At 61.0% G+C, this 19,027-nt stretch carries 16 protein-coding genes; 11 read left to right on the plus strand and 5 right to left on the minus strand.

Annotated features, from left to right (window positions below):
* Positions 1 to 71: 71 nt before the first annotated feature.
* From L8I05_RS14160 to aspA, 3 genes are all read right to left on the minus strand, one after another.
* On the minus strand, positions 72 to 1,055 hold the full coding sequence (locus L8I05_RS14160; protein ID WP_242169662.1) for an asparaginase: 984 nt from the start codon (positions 1,053 to 1,055) through the stop codon (positions 72 to 74).
* Between the two features lie 83 nt (positions 1,056 to 1,138).
* Positions 1,139 to 2,590 carry an alanine/glycine:cation symporter family protein gene (locus L8I05_RS14165; RefSeq protein WP_242169664.1) on the minus strand — a complete coding sequence of 484 codons (1,452 nt, stop codon included), beginning with the start codon at positions 2,588 to 2,590 and terminating at the stop codon, positions 1,139 to 1,141.
* A gap of 392 nt (positions 2,591 to 2,982) precedes the next feature.
* On the minus strand, positions 2,983 to 4,407 hold the full coding sequence (gene aspA, locus L8I05_RS14170) for an aspartate ammonia-lyase (RefSeq protein ID WP_053258714.1): 1,425 nt from the start codon (positions 4,405 to 4,407) through the stop codon (positions 2,983 to 2,985).
* A 182-nt stretch (positions 4,408 to 4,589) separates the two neighbouring features.
* Between aspA and L8I05_RS14175 the strand changes: the two genes are divergently transcribed.
* The 5 genes from L8I05_RS14175 (at position 4,590) to L8I05_RS14195 (ending at position 8,386) form a co-directional block, all read left to right on the plus strand.
* Entirely contained in the window at positions 4,590 to 5,498 is a 909-nt protein-coding gene (locus L8I05_RS14175) for a LysR substrate-binding domain-containing protein (protein WP_177016720.1), read from the plus strand.
* A gap of 332 nt (positions 5,499 to 5,830) precedes the next feature.
* A complete protein-coding gene (purE, locus tag L8I05_RS14180; RefSeq protein WP_003195648.1) occupies positions 5,831 to 6,322 on the plus strand; it encodes a 5-(carboxyamino)imidazole ribonucleotide mutase in 492 nt (163 codons plus the stop codon).
* A gap of 12 nt (positions 6,323 to 6,334) precedes the next feature.
* Complete coding sequence (locus L8I05_RS14185) at positions 6,335 to 7,420, plus strand: 5-(carboxyamino)imidazole ribonucleotide synthase (RefSeq protein WP_083356067.1); 1,086 nt, start codon at positions 6,335 to 6,337, stop codon at positions 7,418 to 7,420.
* A gap of 106 nt (positions 7,421 to 7,526) precedes the next feature.
* The gene (locus tag L8I05_RS14190) at positions 7,527 to 7,772 is read left to right on the plus strand and encodes a GlsB/YeaQ/YmgE family stress response membrane protein (protein ID WP_010168336.1); all 246 of its coding nucleotides are present in this window, start codon (positions 7,527 to 7,529) and stop codon (positions 7,770 to 7,772) included.
* 77 nt (positions 7,773 to 7,849) lie between these two features.
* Positions 7,850 to 8,386 carry a DUF3299 domain-containing protein gene (locus tag L8I05_RS14195; RefSeq protein ID WP_010207590.1) on the plus strand — a complete coding sequence of 179 codons (537 nt, stop codon included), beginning with the start codon at positions 7,850 to 7,852 and terminating at the stop codon, positions 8,384 to 8,386.
* A 117-nt stretch (positions 8,387 to 8,503) separates the two neighbouring features.
* Here the strand turns inward: L8I05_RS14195 and L8I05_RS14200 are convergent, their stop codons facing one another.
* Both L8I05_RS14200 and L8I05_RS14205 read right to left on the minus strand, forming a co-directional pair.
* Positions 8,504 to 9,403 (minus strand): D-hexose-6-phosphate mutarotase, encoded by a 900-nt coding sequence (locus tag L8I05_RS14200; RefSeq protein WP_242169666.1) that lies wholly within the window; start codon positions 9,401 to 9,403, stop codon positions 8,504 to 8,506.
* A gap of 57 nt (positions 9,404 to 9,460) precedes the next feature.
* Complete coding sequence (locus L8I05_RS14205) at positions 9,461 to 9,865, minus strand: acyl-CoA thioesterase (protein WP_003176975.1); 405 nt, start codon at positions 9,863 to 9,865, stop codon at positions 9,461 to 9,463.
* Positions 9,866 to 10,320: 455 nt separating this feature from the next.
* On the opposite strand from L8I05_RS14205, the gene L8I05_RS14210 reads away from it, so the two are divergent.
* The 6 genes from L8I05_RS14210 to phoU all read left to right on the plus strand — a co-directional run bounded on the left by L8I05_RS14210 (position 10,321) and on the right by phoU (position 18,941).
* Positions 10,321 to 11,610: an MFS transporter gene (locus L8I05_RS14210; RefSeq protein ID WP_159961121.1), complete on the plus strand. Its 1,290-nt coding sequence runs from the start codon at positions 10,321 to 10,323 to the stop codon at positions 11,608 to 11,610.
* Positions 11,611 to 11,903: 293 nt separating this feature from the next.
* On the plus strand, positions 11,904 to 12,890 hold the full coding sequence (locus tag L8I05_RS14215) for a phosphate ABC transporter substrate-binding protein PstS (RefSeq protein WP_106575903.1): 987 nt from the start codon (positions 11,904 to 11,906) through the stop codon (positions 12,888 to 12,890).
* Between the two features lie 485 nt (positions 12,891 to 13,375).
* The gene (locus L8I05_RS14220; protein ID WP_242170031.1) at positions 13,376 to 15,409 is read left to right on the plus strand and encodes an ABC transporter permease subunit; all 2,034 of its coding nucleotides are present in this window, start codon (positions 13,376 to 13,378) and stop codon (positions 15,407 to 15,409) included.
* Between the two features lie 15 nt (positions 15,410 to 15,424).
* Positions 15,425 to 17,095, plus strand: a complete 1,671-nt coding sequence (pstA, locus tag L8I05_RS14225) for a phosphate ABC transporter permease PstA (RefSeq protein ID WP_242169668.1) — start codon at positions 15,425 to 15,427, stop codon at positions 17,093 to 17,095.
* A 179-nt stretch (positions 17,096 to 17,274) separates the two neighbouring features.
* A complete protein-coding gene (pstB, locus tag L8I05_RS14230) occupies positions 17,275 to 18,108 on the plus strand; it encodes a phosphate ABC transporter ATP-binding protein PstB (RefSeq protein WP_017135801.1) in 834 nt (277 codons plus the stop codon).
* A 71-nt stretch (positions 18,109 to 18,179) separates the two neighbouring features.
* Positions 18,180 to 18,941, plus strand: coding sequence for a phosphate signaling complex protein PhoU (phoU, locus tag L8I05_RS14235; protein ID WP_159961118.1), 762 nt, complete (start codon positions 18,180 to 18,182; stop codon positions 18,939 to 18,941).
* Positions 18,942 to 19,027 lie beyond the last annotated feature (86 nt).

The following is a 19,027-nucleotide window of genomic DNA, read 5'->3' on the forward strand; positions in this document are numbered from 1 at the left end:
GGATGGGAACAACCCGAGTCATACGCTCGGGGTTCCCATGCTAGAAACCGGCAAGTCAGGAAGGGGGGTACTTATCTAGGACGGGGTTCCGTACCCAGGTCCAGCTCCACCAGACGGCGGATTTCGTCAGTGGCAAGGCCTGCCCCGATCAAGGCGTGGAGTTTGCCGAACGCCGCTTCGCGGGTCATGCCGCCACCGGACAGCACGCCCACGCCGCGCAAACGGCTGCCGGCTTCGTACACATCCAGTTCGACGCCGCCTTCATGGCATTGGGTGATCGCCACCACCACCACCCCGTTATCGCGCGCGCGCTGCAAGCCTTCGAGAAACGCCGGGTTGTCGCTGGGGCCCGTGCCACTGCCAAAACACTCGAGGATCAGCGCCTGGATGCCGCTGTCGATCAACGCCTCCAGTTGCCCGGCTGCGATGCCCGGCACCAGCGGCAATACGCCGACGTTGGCCAGTGCTTTGGGCTGGCGGTAATCCAGAGCGGCAGGCAGTGTCTGGGCCTTGGCCATGTCGGCGTTGCGTTGCAGTGCGGCGAACGGATGGCGGCCAGAGCTGCGAATTTTCGCGCAACGGGTCGGGGCCATCAGCGCGCCGTGGAAGAACAACTGCACGCCCGGTGCCAGGCCTTCGCCCAACGCCGCCAGAGCGCCGCTGACGTTTTCCCAGGCATCGCTGTCGGGCACGCCGGCAGGCAACATCGAACCGGTAAACAGCACCGGCGCCTGCAGGCCCAGCAGTTGGAAGCTCATCGCCGCCGCGCTGTAGGCCAGGGTGTCGGTGCCATGCAGGATCAGCACGGCATCGCAGCCTTCATCCACCGCCTCGATCACGGCGACGCGCAGGCGCTGCCAGTAGGCCGGGGTCATGTTGGCGCTGTCGATCAGCGGCGCCATTTCCCGGAATCGCCAAGCGGGGACTGGCTGGTTGGCAAGCTGTTCGCGCATGCGCGCTTCGAAACCCGAAGCGGGCGCCAGGCCATTGGCACTGGCCTGCATGCCGATAGTGCCGCCGGTGTAGAGCACCATTACGTTATTAGCGGGTTGCATAAAATCTCCTGAACGAAAAACGCCGCCGGGCCCAGAGCATGCCCAAGGCCGGGCGGCGTGTCATCTATCTAGGCTGCCTACGCTTAGCGTTGCGCTTGAGCGTTCAGATCAGACGTGGCTTGAGCGGTTGGCTCAGACTTCACGGGGTTCGCAGGCCAAGCCTTGCGATCCAGGTCCAGGTCAGGGAACTGGCTGGAGTCGAACACCGGCGTCTTGATGCCCGCCGCGCGCTGGTTGTCGTAGTCGTTCAGGATGCGCATGGCGATCTTGAACAGGAACGCCAGGGCGAACAGGTTGACGAACGCGAGCAGGGTCATGGTGATGTCGGCGAAGGCGAACACGGTGCCGAGGTTCTCGATGGAACCCCAGAAAATCAGCACCAGCACCAGCGCGCGGTAGCCCATCAGCACCTTGCGATTGTCGCCCACGATGAAGCGCAGGTTGCTCTCGCCGAGGTAGTAGTTGTACATGATCGAGGTGAACACGAACAACGCCAGGGCCACCGAGATGAACATCCGGCCCCAGTCGCCGACTACCGCCGCCAGGGAGTTCTGGGTCAGGGCAATGCCGTCGCCTTCAAAGCCCGGGGTGTAGAAACCGGAGAGCAGGATCAGCAACGCGGTGCAGGTGCAGATCACGAAGGTGTCGAGGAACACGCTGAACGCCTGAACCACGCCTTGGGCGATCGGGTGTTCTACCGAGGCCACTGCCGCCACGTTAGGCGCACTGCCCAAACCGGCTTCGTTGGCGAACACGCCGCGCTTCACACCCATGATGATCGCGCTGCCCACCAGGCCACCGAAGGCTTGGTCGAGGCCGAAGGCACTCTTGACGATGGTCGCGAGCATGGCCGGCACGTGGTCGAATTGCAGCACGATCACGTAGAGGGTCACGGCGATGTAGACCAGCGTCTTGACCGGTACCAGCAGGTCGGCGATCGAGGCGATACGCTTGATCCCGCCGATAAATACCAGGCCCAGCAATACCGCCAGCGCCAGGCCGGTGTAGGTGGTGTCCAGGCCGAACGCGTTGTTCAGCGAGTGGGTCACCGCGTGGGCTTGCAGGCCGTTGAAGGCGAAACCGAAGGTCACCAGCAACAGGAACGCCATGACCATACCCAGCCAGCGCTTCTGCAGGCCGTGCTGAATGTAGTAGGCCGGGCCGCCGCGGTAGGTGCCTTCAGCGTCGGTGCGCTTGTACAGCTGGCCGAGGGAGCACTCGATAAAGCTCGAAGACATGCCCACCAATGCGGTGACCCACATCCAGAACACGGCACCGGGGCCACCCAGGGTCACAGCAATGCCGACACCGGCGATGTTACCGGCACCCACGCGGCCGGCCAGGCTGAGCATCAGCGCCTGGAACGAGCTGAGCTGGCCGGAGCTGCTCTTCAGGCTGTCTTTGAACACCGAGAACATGTGGAAAAAGTGACGCAGTTGAACGAAACGCGAGCGGATCGTGAAATAACCGCCGAGCCCGACAATGAGCACGATCAGTACTTTCCCTGAGAGGAAGTCGTTGATGACTTCGAGCATGGAGTGTTCCTCGCTGATTTTTCTAATGGCAAACGCAGGACGGTCCGACGCATCGTCTAGCACCAGGCAGTGCACGACGCTTCGACCCCAATCCTTTTGCGGGTGTTGTTATTCATGCGCTTTCGCGTTGTATCCGGGCCTCGTTACCGACGGCCGCAGACGCGAAGAGGGGCGGCACTATACCTAGGCGAGCGTGATCCGTCTGCACGGGGCGATTAAAGGTTTCAGCCAAGCTGTTGCAGGCAAGGAGGGTTTGTGGGGCGATATTGGAGTTTTTATGGGCTTCATTTCACAACCTTGAGGCAAAAAAAAGGGCCTGAAGAACGAGCCTTCAGGCCCTCAAAAGGTGAGAGGTGTCTAGTCCCTCAACCTGGTGAGCGGTGCAACAAACGTTAGGCCTTCAACGGGACCAAACGTGGGGCAATCATGTTTTCGGGGCGCAGGATGTCGTCGAGCATGGCGTCGTCGAGCAAGCCTTCTTCGCGCACCAGTTCCAGCACGCCGCGGCCGCTTTCAAGGGCGATACGCGCAATGCGGGTGGCGTTTTCATAACCGATGTACGGGTTCAGCGCGGTCACCAGGCCGATGGAATGCTCCACCAGTTCGCGGCAACGGGCTTCGTTGGCGGTGATGCCGACGATGCAGTGCTCGCGCAGCATGTCCATGGCGCGTTGCAGCAGGCGGATCGAGTCGAAGATCTTGAACGCGATCAGCGGTTCCATCACGTTCAGCTGCAGTTGGCCGCCTTCGGCTGCCATGGTCAGGGCCAAATCGTTGCCGATAACCTGGAATGCAACCTGGTTCACGGCTTCCGGGATCACCGGGTTGACCTTGCCGGGCATGATCGAGCTGCCTGGCTGGCGTGCCGGCAGGTTGATCTCGTTGATGCCGGTACGTGGGCCGCTGGACAGCAGGCGCAGGTCGTTGCAGATCTTCGACAGCTTCACCGCGGTACGCTTGAGCATGCCGGAGAACAGCACGAAGGCGCCCATGTCGGAAGTCGCTTCGATCAGGTCAGCGGCCGGCACCAGCGGCTGGCCGCTGATCAGCGCCAGGCGCTGAACGGCCAGGGCCTGGTAGCGCGGGTCGGCGTTGATGCCGGTGCCGATGGCGGTGCCGCCCAGGTTCACTTCGGTCAACAGCTCTGGCGCCAGGGTTTTCAGGCGGGCCAGGTCTTCACCGAGGGTGGTGGCGAAAGCGCGGAATTCCTGGCCGAGGGTCATCGGCACAGCGTCTTGCAATTGGGTGCGGCCCATTTTCAGCACGTGGCTGAATTCGACGCCTTTGGCGGCGAATGCCTGAATCAGGCTGTCGAGGCTGGCCAGCAGCGCGTCATGGCCCAGCAGCAGACCCAGGCGGATCGCGGTTGGGTAGGCGTCGTTGGTCGACTGCGCCATGTTCACGTCGTTGTTAGGGTGCAGGTACTGATACTCGCCCTTGTTGTGGCCCATGGCCTCCAACGCGATGTTGGCGATGACTTCGTTGGCATTCATGTTGGTTGAAGTGCCGGCGCCGCCTTGAATCATGTCCACCACGAACTCTTCGTGGAAATCGCCGCGGATCAGACGGGCACAGGCTTCGCTGATGGCAGCGTGCTTGGCTTCGCTGAGCTGGCCCAACTCGCGGTTGGCGTCAGCGGCCGCTTGCTTGACCATTGCCAGGCCGACCACCAATTTCGGGTAATGCGAAATCGGAACGCCCGAGAGGCGGAAGTTATTCACCGCTCGCAGGGTCTGGATGCCGTAATACGCTTGAGCAGGTACTTCGAGTACGCCAAGCAGGTCTTTTTCTGTGCGGAATGATGCAGCGGAGGACATGACGGAAATCATCTCGATATGGACCCGGAACTGGCCGGAACGCTGCGAATGCTAGGCTTGTAGGAGTTTTTGGGCCAATGCTGTTAAACACTGGCCTATGCACAAACGGCATAATGTAGGTGTGACCCGGTTATCATGGCGGGCGTGTGTGCCAAAATGGTGCGTACCCGTGGGAGGAAGTGATGAACCTAGAGAGCAAATGGCTGGAAGACTTCAGCGCCTTGGCGGCAACTCGCAGTTTTTCCCAGGCGGCGGAGCGACGCTTTGTCACCCAGCCGGCATTCAGCCGTCGTATCCGCAGCCTGGAAGCCGCGCTCGGCCTGACGCTGGTCAATCGCTCGCGCACGCCGGTTGAGTTGACGGCGGCGGGGCAGTTGTTCCTGGTGACTGCGCGCACGGTGGTCGAGCAGCTTGGTGAAGTCTTGCGCCATTTGCATCACCTGGAAGGCGGTCAGGGCGAAGTCATGCAAGTGGCGGCGGCGCACTCGCTGGCATTGGGCTTCTTCCCTCGCTGGATCGCGCAACTGCGCAATGAGGGCCTGAACATCGCCACGCGGCTGGTCGCCACCAACGTCGGTGACGCCGTGCACGCTTTGCGCGAAGGCGGTTGCGACCTGATGCTTGCGTTCTACGACCCGGACGCGGCGATGCAGATGGACCCGGAGATCTTCCCGTCGCTGCACCTGGGCAATACCGAAATGCTCCCGGTGTGCGCAGCCGATGCCGAAGGCAAGCCGCTGTTTGGCCTGGAGGGTGAGGGCAGCGTGCCGTTGCTGGCCTACAGCGCCGGCGCCTTTCTCGGGCGCTCGGTGAACCTGCTGCTGCGTCAGCGCGCCCTGCGTTTCACCACCATTTATGAAACAGCCATGGCCGACAGCCTCAAGAGCATGGCCCTGGAAGGCCTGGGCATTGCCTGGGTGCCGCATTTGAGCGTGCGGGCGGAGTTGGCACGGGGTGAGCTGGTGGTGTGCGGCGGCCCGCAGTGGCATGTGCCGCTGGAGATTCGCCTGTACCGCTGCGCCCTGGTGCGCAAAGCCAACGTACGGTTGTTGTGGCGCAAGTTGGAAGGTGGGGCGGCGCAGAATACCTGAGCTAACACGGATCAAATGTGGGAGCGGGCTTGCTCGCGAAAGCGTCGTGTCAGGCAACCCATCTGTGGCTGATACACCGTCTTCGCGAGCAAGCCCGCTCCCACATTAGTTTTGCGGTGTTTTCGCTGACCTGAAAGTCAATAAAACCGCTGGTTTGCGCCACTGGACAGATGGTCATTCCAGGGGCTGTTTATCTCAATTATTACGGTATACTGCGCGGCCTTCGGCCGGTCCAACCGGCCAAATTTCGTACAACAAGCCACGCCGGATTTCCCGCGTGGCTTGTTGTTTTTTGACGCGCCTGCGGGCGCCCAGAGAGAAGAGGCACGACGATGAGTGCATTGGTTGGCGTGATCATGGGCTCCAAGTCCGATTGGTCCACCCTTAGCCACACCGCCGATATGCTGGAAAAACTCGGCATTCCCTACGAAGTGAAAGTGGTCTCCGCCCACCGCACTCCGGATTTGCTGTTCCAGTATGCCGATGAAGCAGAATCCCGTGGCATCGAGGTGATCATCGCCGGTGCCGGCGGTGCGGCGCACCTGCCAGGCATGTGTGCAGCCAAGACTCACCTGCCAGTGCTAGGCGTACCGGTGCAGTCGTCGATGCTCTCGGGCGTGGATTCGCTGTTGTCCATCGTGCAGATGCCGGCCGGTATCCCGGTGGCCACCCTGGCGATTGGCAAGGCCGGTGCGATCAACGCTGCCTTGCTGTCCGCCAGCATCCTGGGCGCCAAGCACCCGCAGTTTCACGCGGTGCTGAAAAAATTCCGTGCTGAGCAGACAGACAGCGTGCTGGACAATCCAGACCCACGTATCGCCTGAGGTTGTTGAGTGATGAAAATCGGTGTAATCGGTGGCGGCCAGCTGGGCCGCATGCTGGCCCTGGCGGGAACCCCGCTGGGGATGAACTTCGCTTTCCTGGACCCGGCGCCGGACGCTTGCGCGGCAGCCCTGGGTGAACATTTGCGCGCTGACTACAGCGACCCGGATCATCTGCGCCAACTGGCCGATGAAGTCGACTTGGTGACCTTCGAGTTCGAAAGCGTCCCGGCCGAAACCGTGGCCTTCCTGTCGCAGTTCGTGCCGGTGTACCCGAGCGCCGAAGCCTTGCGCATCGCCCGCGACCGCTGGTTCGAAAAGAGCATGTTCAAAGACCTGGGCATCCCGACGCCGGCTTTCGCCGACATCCAGTCCCAGGCAGACCTGGACGCTGCTGTCGCCAGCATCGGCCTGCCGGCTGTGCTGAAAACCCGTACCCTGGGTTACGACGGCAAGGGCCAGAAAGTCCTGCGCACCGCTGCTGACGTAGTCGGCACCTTCGCCGAGCTGGGCAGCGTCGCCTGCCTGCTGGAAGGCTTCGTGCCATTCACCGGTGAAGTGTCGTTGATCGCCGTGCGTGCCCGCGATGGCGAAACCCGCTTCTACCCGTTGGTGCACAACACCCACGACAGCGGCATCCTCAAGCTGTCCGTGGCCAGCACCGACCACCCGCTGCAGGCCCTGGCCGAAGACTATTCCAGCCGTGTGCTCAAGCAGTTGGATTACGTCGGCGTGATGGCGTTCGAGTTCTTTGAAGTCGACGGTGGCCTCAAGGCCAACGAAATCGCGCCGCGTGTGCACAACTCCGGGCACTGGACCACCGAAGGCGCCGAGTGCAGCCAGTTCGAAAACCACCTGCGGGCGGTGGCGGGCTTGCCGTTGGGCTCCACGGCCAAGGTCGGCGAGAGCGCCATGCTTAACTTCATCGGTGTGGTGCCGCCGGTTGAGCGTGTGATCGCGATTGATGATTGCCACCTGCATCACTACGGCAAGGCCTTCAAGGCCGGGCGCAAGGTGGGCCATGCCAACCTGCGCTGCAAAGACCGTGCGACGCTGCAAGCGCAGATCCTCAAGGTCGAAGCGCTGATCGCCGAGCAATAACCCTGGAGTCGGCGGGAACCATCTGTTGCCGCCGTCTCTCTGATTGCAGGATGGCAAAGCCTGACTAGGCTTTGTCATGACTCACATTCAATCAGAGGGAAATGCCATGGGTATCATCGGAACCATTTTTATCGGCTTGATCGTCGGCCTGCTGGCGCGTTTCCTCAAGCCTGGCGACGACAGCATGGGCTGGATCATGACCATCCTGCTGGGTATCGCAGGTTCCCTGGTCGCCACATACGGTGGTCAGGCCCTGGGCATCTACCAGGCGGGTCAGGGCGCGGGCTTTATCGGTGCGCTGATCGGCGCCATCGTGCTGTTGGTGATCTACGGCCTGCTGCGTAAAAAGTAATTAAGCGACAAAGCCCTCTGCGCTGCGCAGGCGCAGAGGGCTAGAATGCTCGCCACCTGTACTTGCCGAGCCTCACCATGCGCCGTCTTCTGTTGACTCTCCTCTTGCTGGGCCCTGGCCTGGCGCACGCCGGCGAACTGCCGGAAACCGACTGGCTCGACCTGATGCCGCTGTCGGACCAGAAAGCTCTCGAAGCCATGCCCGAGATCGACCACAACTCCCCCGAAGCCCAAGGCACGTTCACCGACAAAGGTGGCCTGAAGCAAAGCAAAGGCTTGCCGGCGGTGATGTATTCGACCAAGACCGTGGCCGCCATGAACGGCAAGAACATCCGCATCGGCGGCTACCCGGTGCCGCTGGAAACCGACGCCAAGGGCCGCAGTACGCTGTTCTTCCTGGTGCCGTACCCAGGCGCCTGCATCCACGTGCCGCCACCGCCGCCGAACCAGTTGGTGCTGGTACGGTATCCCAAGGGGCTGAAGTTGGACGATATCTACACGCCGCTGTGGGTCACGGGCACGTTAAAGGTGGAGAAGGTTAATAACGATTTGGCGGATGCGGCGTACGCGCTGGATGCGGGGAAGGTGCGGGTTGTAAAAGAATCCGACCTGTAAGACATAACACTAATCAATGTGGGAGCTGGCTTGCCTGCGATGCAGGCGCCTCGGTATTACTGACACACTGCGGTGATGCTATCGCAGGCAAGCCAGCTCCCACATTTTTGATTGGGTTTACAAGGCGAGACTGGTGATGCTTACGCCCAAGGTGTGGCTTTCACCGGGCGCCAAGCTCACCACATCATCCAGCACATTCGCCGTCTCGATACACAGCATGCCCTGCCAGCCATCATCGGCCATGTCGTCGAGCGCCTTGGCGCGTTCGGTCCAGGGGTTCCAGATCACCGTGGAGTTCGAGCCTTGGCTGGTGAGCTGAAGGCGGCGCTGCCAGTCTTTGTCGACAATGCTTAGCTGCGACGGCGTATCCAGGTAAATACGGTCGGTCTCGGCAGTGAAGTGCAACAGCCCGGCTTGCTGTTTGCTGTTCCAGCCATCGGCCGTGTCGACATACGCCAGCCCGTCCAGGCCTTCGACCTGCACGTTGCGCACATCGCTCACGGCGAAATAAGTGTGCAGCGCCTGGCTCAGGGTAACGGTATGGTCGCCACGGTTATGGCTGGTCAGGCGGATATGCAGTTGATCGTCCAGCAGCAGGCTCAGCTTCAGGTCGACCTGATGCGGCCAGCCGGGAAAGCCGCCCGCTGGCACTGGCAGTACCAGGTCGACGCGCAATACATCGCCTTCAAGTTCGGTCCCGGCCAGTTCCCACAGTGCGGTGCGCACAAAACCATGGGCACCGGCAGGCTGATCGCTCTGGCGCATAGCCTTGACGCTCTGCGGGTTGCGGTCGAACACGCCAAACCACGGCCAGCACACCGGCACGCCGGTCCGAATGCCTTTGCCCTGTTTGAATAAGGCCTCAGGGTTCTGCCAGATCACCGGCTGCTCGCCCTGGCGCTGGTAACTGAAAATGTGCGCGCCCTGTTGGGCCACCAGCACTTGCGCGCCGTTGTGGCGGAAGCGCCAGCAGTCCAGCTCGTCGATTTTCATGCTTTCAACGTGGGGCGTAGGCATAGCAGTGCTCTCAAATGGCAGGCAATGGGGCAATTGACCGTCAAAACCCGGCGATGTTTAACGCGCGCGCGATGGAACCGAGCGCGTACGGCCGCTGCCATCGATGGCCACGAACACAAATACTGCCTCGGTTACCTTGCGCCATTCGCTGGACAGCGGGTCGTCGCTCCACACTTCGACCATCATCTGAATCGAGCTGCGGCCGATTTCCAGGGCCTGGGTATAGAAGGACAGCTGTGCGCCGACCGCGACCGGCACCAGGAACGCCATGCGATCGATGGCCACGGTGGCGACACGCCCACCCGCGACTTTGCTCGCCATGGCCGTGCCGGCCAGGTCCATCTGCGCGACCAGCCAGCCGCCGAAAATATCGCCAAAACCGTTGGTTTCGCGCGGGAGTGCGGTAATTTGCAGGGCGAGATCGCCTTGCGGGATAGGATCTTCTTGTTCGAGTTCGATCATGCCGAGGGTGCCTCTGACCCGTGACGCTTCATGGGTATTTCAAGTGGATAGCCGTCTTCTGGAAAAACGTTTCAGCACCAACATACACCGCTCGATGCGTTTCTCGTAAGGCGAACTAAAGGGAAACTCTGCCAAATCGGCTGGATGGCACCCAACGACGGTTTGGCACAGCAGCCCCTCAAGACAGCGGGTTTGGCGCTTGCACGGGCCGAGTATATCGAGACGCTGGCGCCGCGACGACCTCCCGGCGCTCATTTGGTCGGCAAATCACGGCTGTAATGCGGCTTTTTCCTGCAACTGTGCTTCTGATGGCTAATAAAGGGAAAAAATGCGGAATAACGCGCGCCTGCAAAGTGTTATTCGGTGGACGCTGTGCTTTTTCAAGCGATTTGCTATCTTGCCAGACCCGCCGCAAGTCCCGGGCTTGCCGTCATTACTATAAGAGAAGCCTTGCCATGTCCTCCGTGCCCGCAAGCAGTGCGCAACCATCGCGCCCGCTGACCCGCAACGACTACAAAACCCTGTCGCTGTCTGCCTTGGGCGGGGCGCTGGAGTTCTACGACTTCATCATCTTCGTGTTTTTCGCCACCGTGGTCGGGAAACTGTTCTTCCCCGTCGACATGCCGGAATGGCTGCGCATGATGCAGACCTTCGGCATCTTCGCCGCCGGTTACCTGGCACGCCCGCTGGGCGGCATCATCATGGCGCACTTCGGTGACCTGCTGGGCCGCAAGAAGATGTTCACCTTGAGCATCTTCATGATGGCCGTGCCGACCTTGATCATGGGCTTGCTGCCGACTTACGCGCAGATCGGCCTGTGGGCGCCGCTCCTGCTGCTGTTGATGCGCGTAATTCAGGGCGCGGCGATTGGCGGCGAAGTACCCGGCGCTTGGGTGTTCGTCTCCGAACACGTGCCGCCGCGTCACATCGGCTACGCCTGCGGCACCCTGACCAGCGGCCTTACCGCCGGCATCCTGCTCGGCTCGCTGGTGGCCACCGCCATCAACACCCTTTACAGCCCGGAGCAGGTGTCGGATTACGCCTGGCGAATCCCGTTCCTGCTGGGCGGCGTGTTCGGTCTGCTCTCGGTGTACCTGCGCCGCTGGCTGCACGAAACGCCGATCTTCGCCGAAATGCAGCAGCGCAAAACCTTGGCCGCCGAGCTGCCATTGCGCGCGGTATTGCGCGACCACCGTGGCGCCATCGTGCTGTCGATGCTGCTGACCTGGCTGCTGTCGGCCGGTGTCGTGGTGGTCATCCTGATGACCCCGACCGTGCTGCAAACCGTCTACCACTTCAGCCCGACCGTGGCGCTGCAGGCGAACAGCCTGGCGATTGTCACGCTGAGCCTGGGCTGCATCGCCTCCGGCGCCTTGGCCGACCGTTTTGGCGCAGGCCGCGTGTTGGTCATCGGTTGCTTGCTGCTGTTGGCGACGTCGTGGACGCTGTATCACAGCCTGCTTGATCACCCGAACTGGCTCTTTCCGCTGTACACCCTGACTGGTCTGTTTGTGGGTGTGATCGGTGTGGTGCCGTACGTAATGGTGAAGGCGTTCCCGCCGGTGGTGCGTTTCAGCGGGTTGTCGTTTTCGTATAACGTCGCCTATGCCGTGTTTGGTGGTTTGACGCCGCTGGCGGTGTCGCTGCTGATGAAGGAAAGCCCGATGGGCCCTGCTTACTACGTCGCCGTGCTGTGCGTAATGGGGACGTTGGTGGGTGGGTACCTGTGGAAGCGCGGTCGCTAAGTGATCGTTCCCACGCTCTGCGTGGGAACGCCGCCAGGGACGCTCCGCGTCCCTGCACTCAGTCCTACACGATGATGTAGGAATGGTCATAGATTACAGAGTATTTCTGAAACACCGCTTCAAGCGCCTCAACCTCCTCGCAAGCCCCGTATTTATTGATCTTTCCCCTTCCTGTCAGGTTTTTCACAAATACTGGCCTTTCATCTAATTGTCATATTCCAGACATAGAGTGTTCACACGGCCTACCGATACTTGGCCCCGATCCAACTATCCCTATCTGCTAGGAGCAAGGCATGAAACTGAAACGTTTGATGGCGGCAATGACTTTTGTCGCTGCTGGCGTTGCCACCGCTAACGCGGTAGCCGCTGGTGTTGACCCGGCAATTCCGGCTTACGCCAAGACCACCGGTGTATCGGGCAACCTGTCCAGCGTTGGTTCCGACACCCTGGCTAACCTGATGACCCTGTGGGCTGAGTCCTATAAAAAGGAATACCCGAACGTCAACATCCAGATTCAGGCTGCCGGCTCCGCCACTGCACCGCCTGCGCTGACTGAAGGCACCTCCAACCTGGGCCCGATGAGCCGCAAAATGAAGGACACCGAACTGGCGGCCTTCGAGCAGAAGTACGGCTACAAGCCAACCGCAATCCCGGTTGCCGTGGATGCCCTGGCGGTGTTTGTGCACAAGGACAACCCGATCCAGCACCTGACCATGGAACAAGTCGACGCGATCTTCTCCTCGACTCGCCTGTGCGGTGCTAAAGCCGACGTTAAAACCTGGGGCGACCTGGGTGTGACCGGCGACCTGGCCAACAAGCCGGTGCAACTGTTCGGTCGTAACTCGGTATCCGGCACCTACGGCTACTTCAAAGAAGAAGCCCTGTGCAAAGGCGACTACAAACCAAACGTGAACGAACAACCTGGCTCGGCTTCGGTCGTGCAGTCGATCAGCTCTTCGCTGAACGGCATCGGTTACTCGGGCATCGGCTACAAAACCGCTAGCGTGAAGACCGTGGCCCTGGCCAAGAAAGGCAGCACTGACTTCATCGAAGACAGCGAAGAAAACGCCCTGAACGGCAAATACCCGCTGTCGCGCTTCCTCTACGTGTACGTCAACAAGGCCCCGAACAAGCCTCTGGCCCCGCTGGAAGCTGAGTTCGTGAAGCTGGTCCTGTCCAAGCAGGGCCAGGAAGTGGTCGTCAAAGACGGCTACATCCCACTGCCAGCCAAAGTCGCCGCCAAGGCCCTGGCTGACCTGGGTCTGAAAGAAGGCAACTAAGCCTGTAATACCGGGTGTAGATGCATGCTTTTCTGTGGGAGCGGGCTTGCCCGCGATGCTGGCGACACGGTTTAGAGTTGAAACCGTATTGATGCCATCGCGGGCAAGCCCGCTCCCACACTAACCCTCTACACCCCTAATTTTTTAATCCGCTGCCAGCCCTGCTCCGCGGCGGATTTCTTGCGTCACTGCATTGTCATCTTTCTGTCATACAGGATCGCTAGGGTGTGCGCATGAATGATCTGGCCAATTCCACCATGACGACGACTTCTCCCCCCAAGCGCATTGATTTCAATACGCCTGAGCTGCAACGCAAGCGCCGCATCCGCGCGCTCAAAGATCGCCTGACCCGTTGGTACGTGCTGGTCGGCGGCCTCGCCGTCCTCGGCGCCATCACCCTGATTTTCTTCTTTCTTGCCTACGTCGTCGCGCCACTGTTCCAGGGCGCCTCGCTGACCAAGGAAGATGCGCTGACGCCCGCCTGGATGCAGGACGCCGGCAAGCCGTTGATGATCTCCCTCGAAGAACAGAACCAGGTTGCCATGCGGGTTTCCGACAAGGGCCAGGCGCTGTTCTTCAATGTGGACACCGGTGCCGAGCTCAAGCGTGTCGACCTGCCGCTGCCGGCCGGTACCAGTGTTGCGTCCATCGGTGAAGACCAGCCGGGCAGCCCGCTGGTGATTCTCGGCTTGTCCAACGGCCAGTCCCTGGTGTTCCGCCACACCTATAAGGTGTCTTACCCGGACGGCAAGAAAACCATTACGCCAGCGGTTGAATTCCCTTACGGTGAAACGCCGATCGTGCTGGATGAGGCCGGTCGCCCGTTGGAGCACGTCGCCCTCAATGCCACCGACTCGTCGCTGGTAGTGGCAGGCTCGGCCGGTTCGCACTTGAACGTGCTGGCCCTGAGCCGAGAAGAAAACATGATGACCGGCGAGGTCACCAGCGAGCAGAAGCGTATTGAGCTGCCGCAAATGACCGAGCCGGTGAAGGCGATCTTTATCGACCCACGCCAGCAATGGCTGTACGTGATCAACGGCCGTGCCCTGGCGGATGTGTTCAGCCTGCGCGACAACAGCCTTAACGGTCGCTACAAACTGCTCGAAGACGGCAACGCCGAAATCACTGCCAGCACCCAACTGGTGGGCGGTATCTCGCTGATCGTCGGTAACTCCAAGGGCGGCCTGGCCCAATGGTTCATGGCCCGCGACCCGGACGGCGAGCAGCGTCTGAAACAGATCCGTACCTTCCAGATGGGCACTGCGCCTATCGTGGAAATCACTGCTGAAGAGCGTCGCAAAGGCTTTACCGCGCTCGACGCTTCCGGCAAATTCGGTGTGTTCCACAGCACCGCGCACCGCACGCTGCTGGTGGACCCGGTAGTTGATGGCACTGGCATTTTCGGCATGTCGCCACGCGCCAACCGCGTGATCGTCGAAGCCGGTGGCAAGCTGCAACCGCTGTTGCTCGACAACCCGCACCCGGAAGTTTCGTGGAGCGCGTTGTGGAGCAAGGTCTGGTACGAAAACTACGACGAGCCTAAATACGTCTGGCAATCGACCGCCGCCAACACCGACTTCGAACCCAAGATGAGCCTGGCGCCGCTGACCTTCGGTACATTGAAGGCTGCGTTCTACGCCATGCTGCTGGCCGCACCGCTGGCAGTTGCCGCCGCGATCTACACTGCTTACTTCATGGCCCCGAGCCTGCGCCGCAAGGTCAAGCCGGTGATCGAGTTGATGGAAGCGATGCCGACGGTGATCCTCGGTTTCTTCGCCGGCCTGTTCCTGGCGCCGTATGTAGAAGGGCATTTGCCGGGGATTTTCAGCCTGCTGATGCTGCTGCCGATTGGCATTCTGGTCGCCGGCTTCGTGTTCAGCCGCTTGCCTGAGTCGATCCGCCTGCGCGTTCCCGATGGCTGGGAAAGCGCGATCCTGATCCCGGTGATCCTGTTTGTGGGCTGGCTCTCGCTGTACATGAGCCCGTACCTGGAAACCTGGTTCTTCGGCGGCGACATGCGCATGTGGATCTCCCACGACCTGGGCATCACCTATGACCAGCGCAACGCTCTGGTAGTCGGCCTGGCCATGGGTTTCGCGGTGATCCCGAACATCTACTCCATCGCCGAAGACGCCGTGTTCAGCGTGCCGCGCGGCCTGACCCTGGGCTCGCTGGCCCTGGGCGCCACACCGTGGCAGACCATGACCCGCGTGGTGATCCTGACCGCCAGCCCGGGGATTTTCTCGGCGCTGATGATCGGCATGGGCCGCGCGGTCGGCGAAACCATGATCGTGTTGATGGCCACCGGTAACACCCCGGTGATGGAGATGAACCTGTTCGAAGGCCTGCGCACCCTGGCAGCCAACGTCGCGGTGGAAATGCCCGAGTCGGAAGTCGGCGGTAGCCACTACCGCGTGCTGTTCCTCTCGGCGCTGGTGCTGCTGCTGTTCACCTTCATCATGAACACCCTCGCCGAGCTGATTCGTCAGCGTCTGCGCAAGAAATACTCGTCGCTTTAAGAAAGGTAGAAGTCTGTGAAACAGAACTCCCTGAATGGATGGTTCAAGAGCGGCGCCCCCGGCGTCTGGATCAGCGGTGGCGCGGTGTCCATCGCGGTCATCATGACCATTGGTTTGCTGGCCGTGATTGCCGTGCGTGGTCTGGGCCACTTCTGGCCGGCTGACCTGATCCAGGCCAACTACAACGTGCCGGGCCAGGAAAACCATATCGTCGTCGGCGAAGTGGTGCAGAAGGAAGAAGTACCGCGCGAGCGCCTGAAAAGCGCCGGCTTGCCGGTGCCCGACCAGGGCCCGGAATTCATGACACGGGAGCTGATCAAGGTCGGCAACCGCGACCTGAACGGCAACGACTTCACCTGGATCGTCGGCGAGTGGCTCAAGGACCAGACCAAGCCTGCGAACCTGATGGCCATCGAGCGGCGTGAGTGGGGCAATTTCTACGGCACTCTGGTCAACGTCAAACAGGACGGCAAGGTCATCGCCGAAGGCGAAGCCGCGTGGCCGGAGCTGCAAGCCCGCGTCGACCGCGTGAACAAACTGGCTGCCCAGCTCAAGAGCCTGGAAAAAACCGATATCGGCGCGATCAACGCCGGCCTTGAGCGTATCCGCCTGCACGGTCGCAAGCTGGAGCTGGAAGGCAAGCTCGACGCCACTGCTCAAGCTGATATGGACAGCGGCCGCGCCGAACTGAATGCTCGTTACCAGGACATCGAAGCGCGCCTGGCCGACTTGCACGCCCAGTTCAACCGAGACGCCCTGACCGCTCGCGACGCCAACGGCAAGGAAATCGAAATCGGTATCGGCAAAGTGGTGCACGCCTACCAGCCGAACGCCATGGGCACGATGACCAAGATCGGCTTCTACTTCAGCAAGGTCTGGGAATTCCTCAGCGACGACCCGCGTGAAGCCAACACTGAAGGCGGGATTTTCCCGGCGATCTTCGGCACCGTGATGATGACCCTGATCATGGCGATGATCGTGACGCCGTTTGGCGTGCTGGCGGCGGTGTACCTGCGTGAATACGCCAAGCAGAACGCCCTGACGCGCATCATCCGCATCGCGGTGAACAACCTGGCGGGCGTACCGGCCATTGTCTACGGCGTGTTCGGCCTGGGCTTCTTCGTGTATGTACTGGGTGGTTCGGTTGACCGCCTGTTCTTCGCCGAAGCCCTGCCGGCACCGACGTTCGGCACGCCGGGCCTGCTGTGGGCCTCGCTGACCCTGGCGCTGCTGGCGGTGCCAGTGGTGATTGTGGCGACCGAAGAAGGCCTGGCGCGGATTCCTCGCACCGTGCGCGAAGGTTCCCTGGCACTCGGCGCGACCAAGGCGGAAACGCTGTGGAAGATCGTGCTGCCGATGGCCAGCCCGGCGATGATGACCGGCATGATCCTCGCCGTGGCCCGCGCCGCCGGTGAAGTGGCGCCGCTGATGCTGGTAGGTGTGGTGAAGCTGGCGCCATCGCTGCCGCTGGATGGCAACTACCCGTACTTGCACCTGGACCAGAAGATCATGCACTTGGGCTTCCATATTTATGACGTCGGCTTCCAGAGCCCCAACGTCGAAGCTGCACGGCCATTGGTGTACGCCACTGCCTTGCTGCTGGTGCTGGTGATCGCCACGCTGAACTTGTCGGCGGTATGGATTCGTAACCACCTGCGCGAGAAATACAAGGCGCTGGACAGCTAATTGGACCCCTGTAGGAGCTGGCTTGCCTGCGATGCAGACGACGCGGTGTTTCAGGAAAACCGCATTGATGCCATCGCAGGCAAGCCAGCTCCCACAGGAGACCGCGCAGGATATTGAGATCAAGTAAACCGCTAAAACTGCGGTTCAATGAAACGAATTGGTAGCACAGGGAGCATCCCATGCAGCACGAAACCCACACCCACGGCATCAACATGTCGGCCCTGGGGCGCGACAAGCAGAGCCTGAGCCTGGCCCAGGAAACCGTGGCCATCGAAGTGCCGGGCCTTAGCCTGTACTACGGTGAAAAGCAGGCGCTGTTCGACGTCAGCATGAACATCCCGAAACAGCGCGTGACCGCCTTCATCGGCCCGTCCGGCTGCGGTAAGTCCACGTTGCTGCGTACCTTCAACCGCATGAACGACCTGGTTGACGGCTGCCGCGTAGAAGGTGCGATCAACCTCTACGGCACCAATATCTACCGCAAGGGCGAGGACGTAGCCGAGCTGCGTCGCCGTGTGGGCATGGTGTTCCAGAAGCCCAACCCGTTCCCCAAGACCATCTACGAAAACGTGGTCTACGGCCTGCGCATCCAGGGCATCAACAAAAAACGCATCCTCGACGAAGCCGTTGAGTGGGCCCTCAAAGGCGCGGCACTGTGGGATGAGGTCAAAGACCGCCTGCACGACTCGGCACTCGGCCTGTCCGGCGGCCAGCAGCAACGGCTGGTGATCGCCCGTACCATCGCCGTGGAGCCGGAAGTGCTGCTGCTCGACGAACCGTGCTCGGCACTCGACCCGATCTCGACGTTGAAAGTCGAAGAGCTGATCTACGAGCTCAAGTCCAAGTTCACCATCGTTATCGTGACCCACAACATGCAACAGGCGGCGCGGGTTTCCGACTACACCGCGTTCATGTACATGGGCAAACTGGTGGAATTCGGCGATACCGATACCCTGTTCACCAATCCGGCGAAGAAGCAGACCGAAGACTACATCACCGGTCGTTACGGCTAGAACGCGGTGATTCTGATTGCACTGAATGCTGCGGTTCTCCGCACCTTACCGGACGTTCCAAGGACGCCAACATGATTAGCAAAGAAGGCCTTACCCATCACATCTCCGCGCAGTTCAACGCCGAGCTTGAGGAAGTGCGCAGCCACCTCCTGGCGATGGGCGGGCTGGTGGAGAAGCAAGTCAACGACGCCGTCACCGCGCTGATCGAGGCCGACTCGGGCCTGGCCCAGCAAGTGCGTGAAATCGATGACCAGATCAACCAGATGGAACGCAACATCGACGAAGAATGCCTGCGCATTCTGGCGCGTCGCCAGCCGGCGGCCTCCGACCTGCGTTTGATCATCAGCATTTCCAAGTCGGTGATCGACCTGGAGCGCATCGGCGACGAAGCCACCAAGATCGCACGCCGCGCCATCCAGCTGTGCGAAGAAGGCGAAGCGCCGCGTGGTTATGTGGAAGTGCGCCACATCGGCGACCAAGTGCGCAACATGGTGCGCGATGCGCTGGACGCCTTTGCCCGCTTCGACGCTGAGTTGGCGCTGTCGGTGGCGCAGTACGACAAGACCATCGACCGCGAATACAAAACCGCGCTGCGCGAGCTGGCCACCTACATGATGGAAGACCCACGCTCTATCTCGCGGGTCTTGAACATTATCTGGGTGCTGCGTTCGCTGGAGCGTATCGGCGACCACGCGCGCAATATCTCCGAGCTGGTCATTTACCTGGTGCGCGGCACCGACGTACGGCACATGGGCCTCAAGCGCATGAAAGCCGAAGTTGAAGGCACAGCCGATCAAATCCCTAATGTTCCGGGCGTACCTGACGATAAGTAAGTTGCCCGAGAAATTAACGCCCGGCCATTGGTCGGGCGTTTTCGTTTGCGGCATCTGAATTTTTTGCGCAGCAGGAGCAATAAAGT

This window comes from Pseudomonas sp. MONT-RG-20F-20-E-7-02, from assembly GCF_022662395.1.
Classification (GTDB): Bacteria; Pseudomonadota; Gammaproteobacteria; order Pseudomonadales; family Pseudomonadaceae; genus Aquipseudomonas.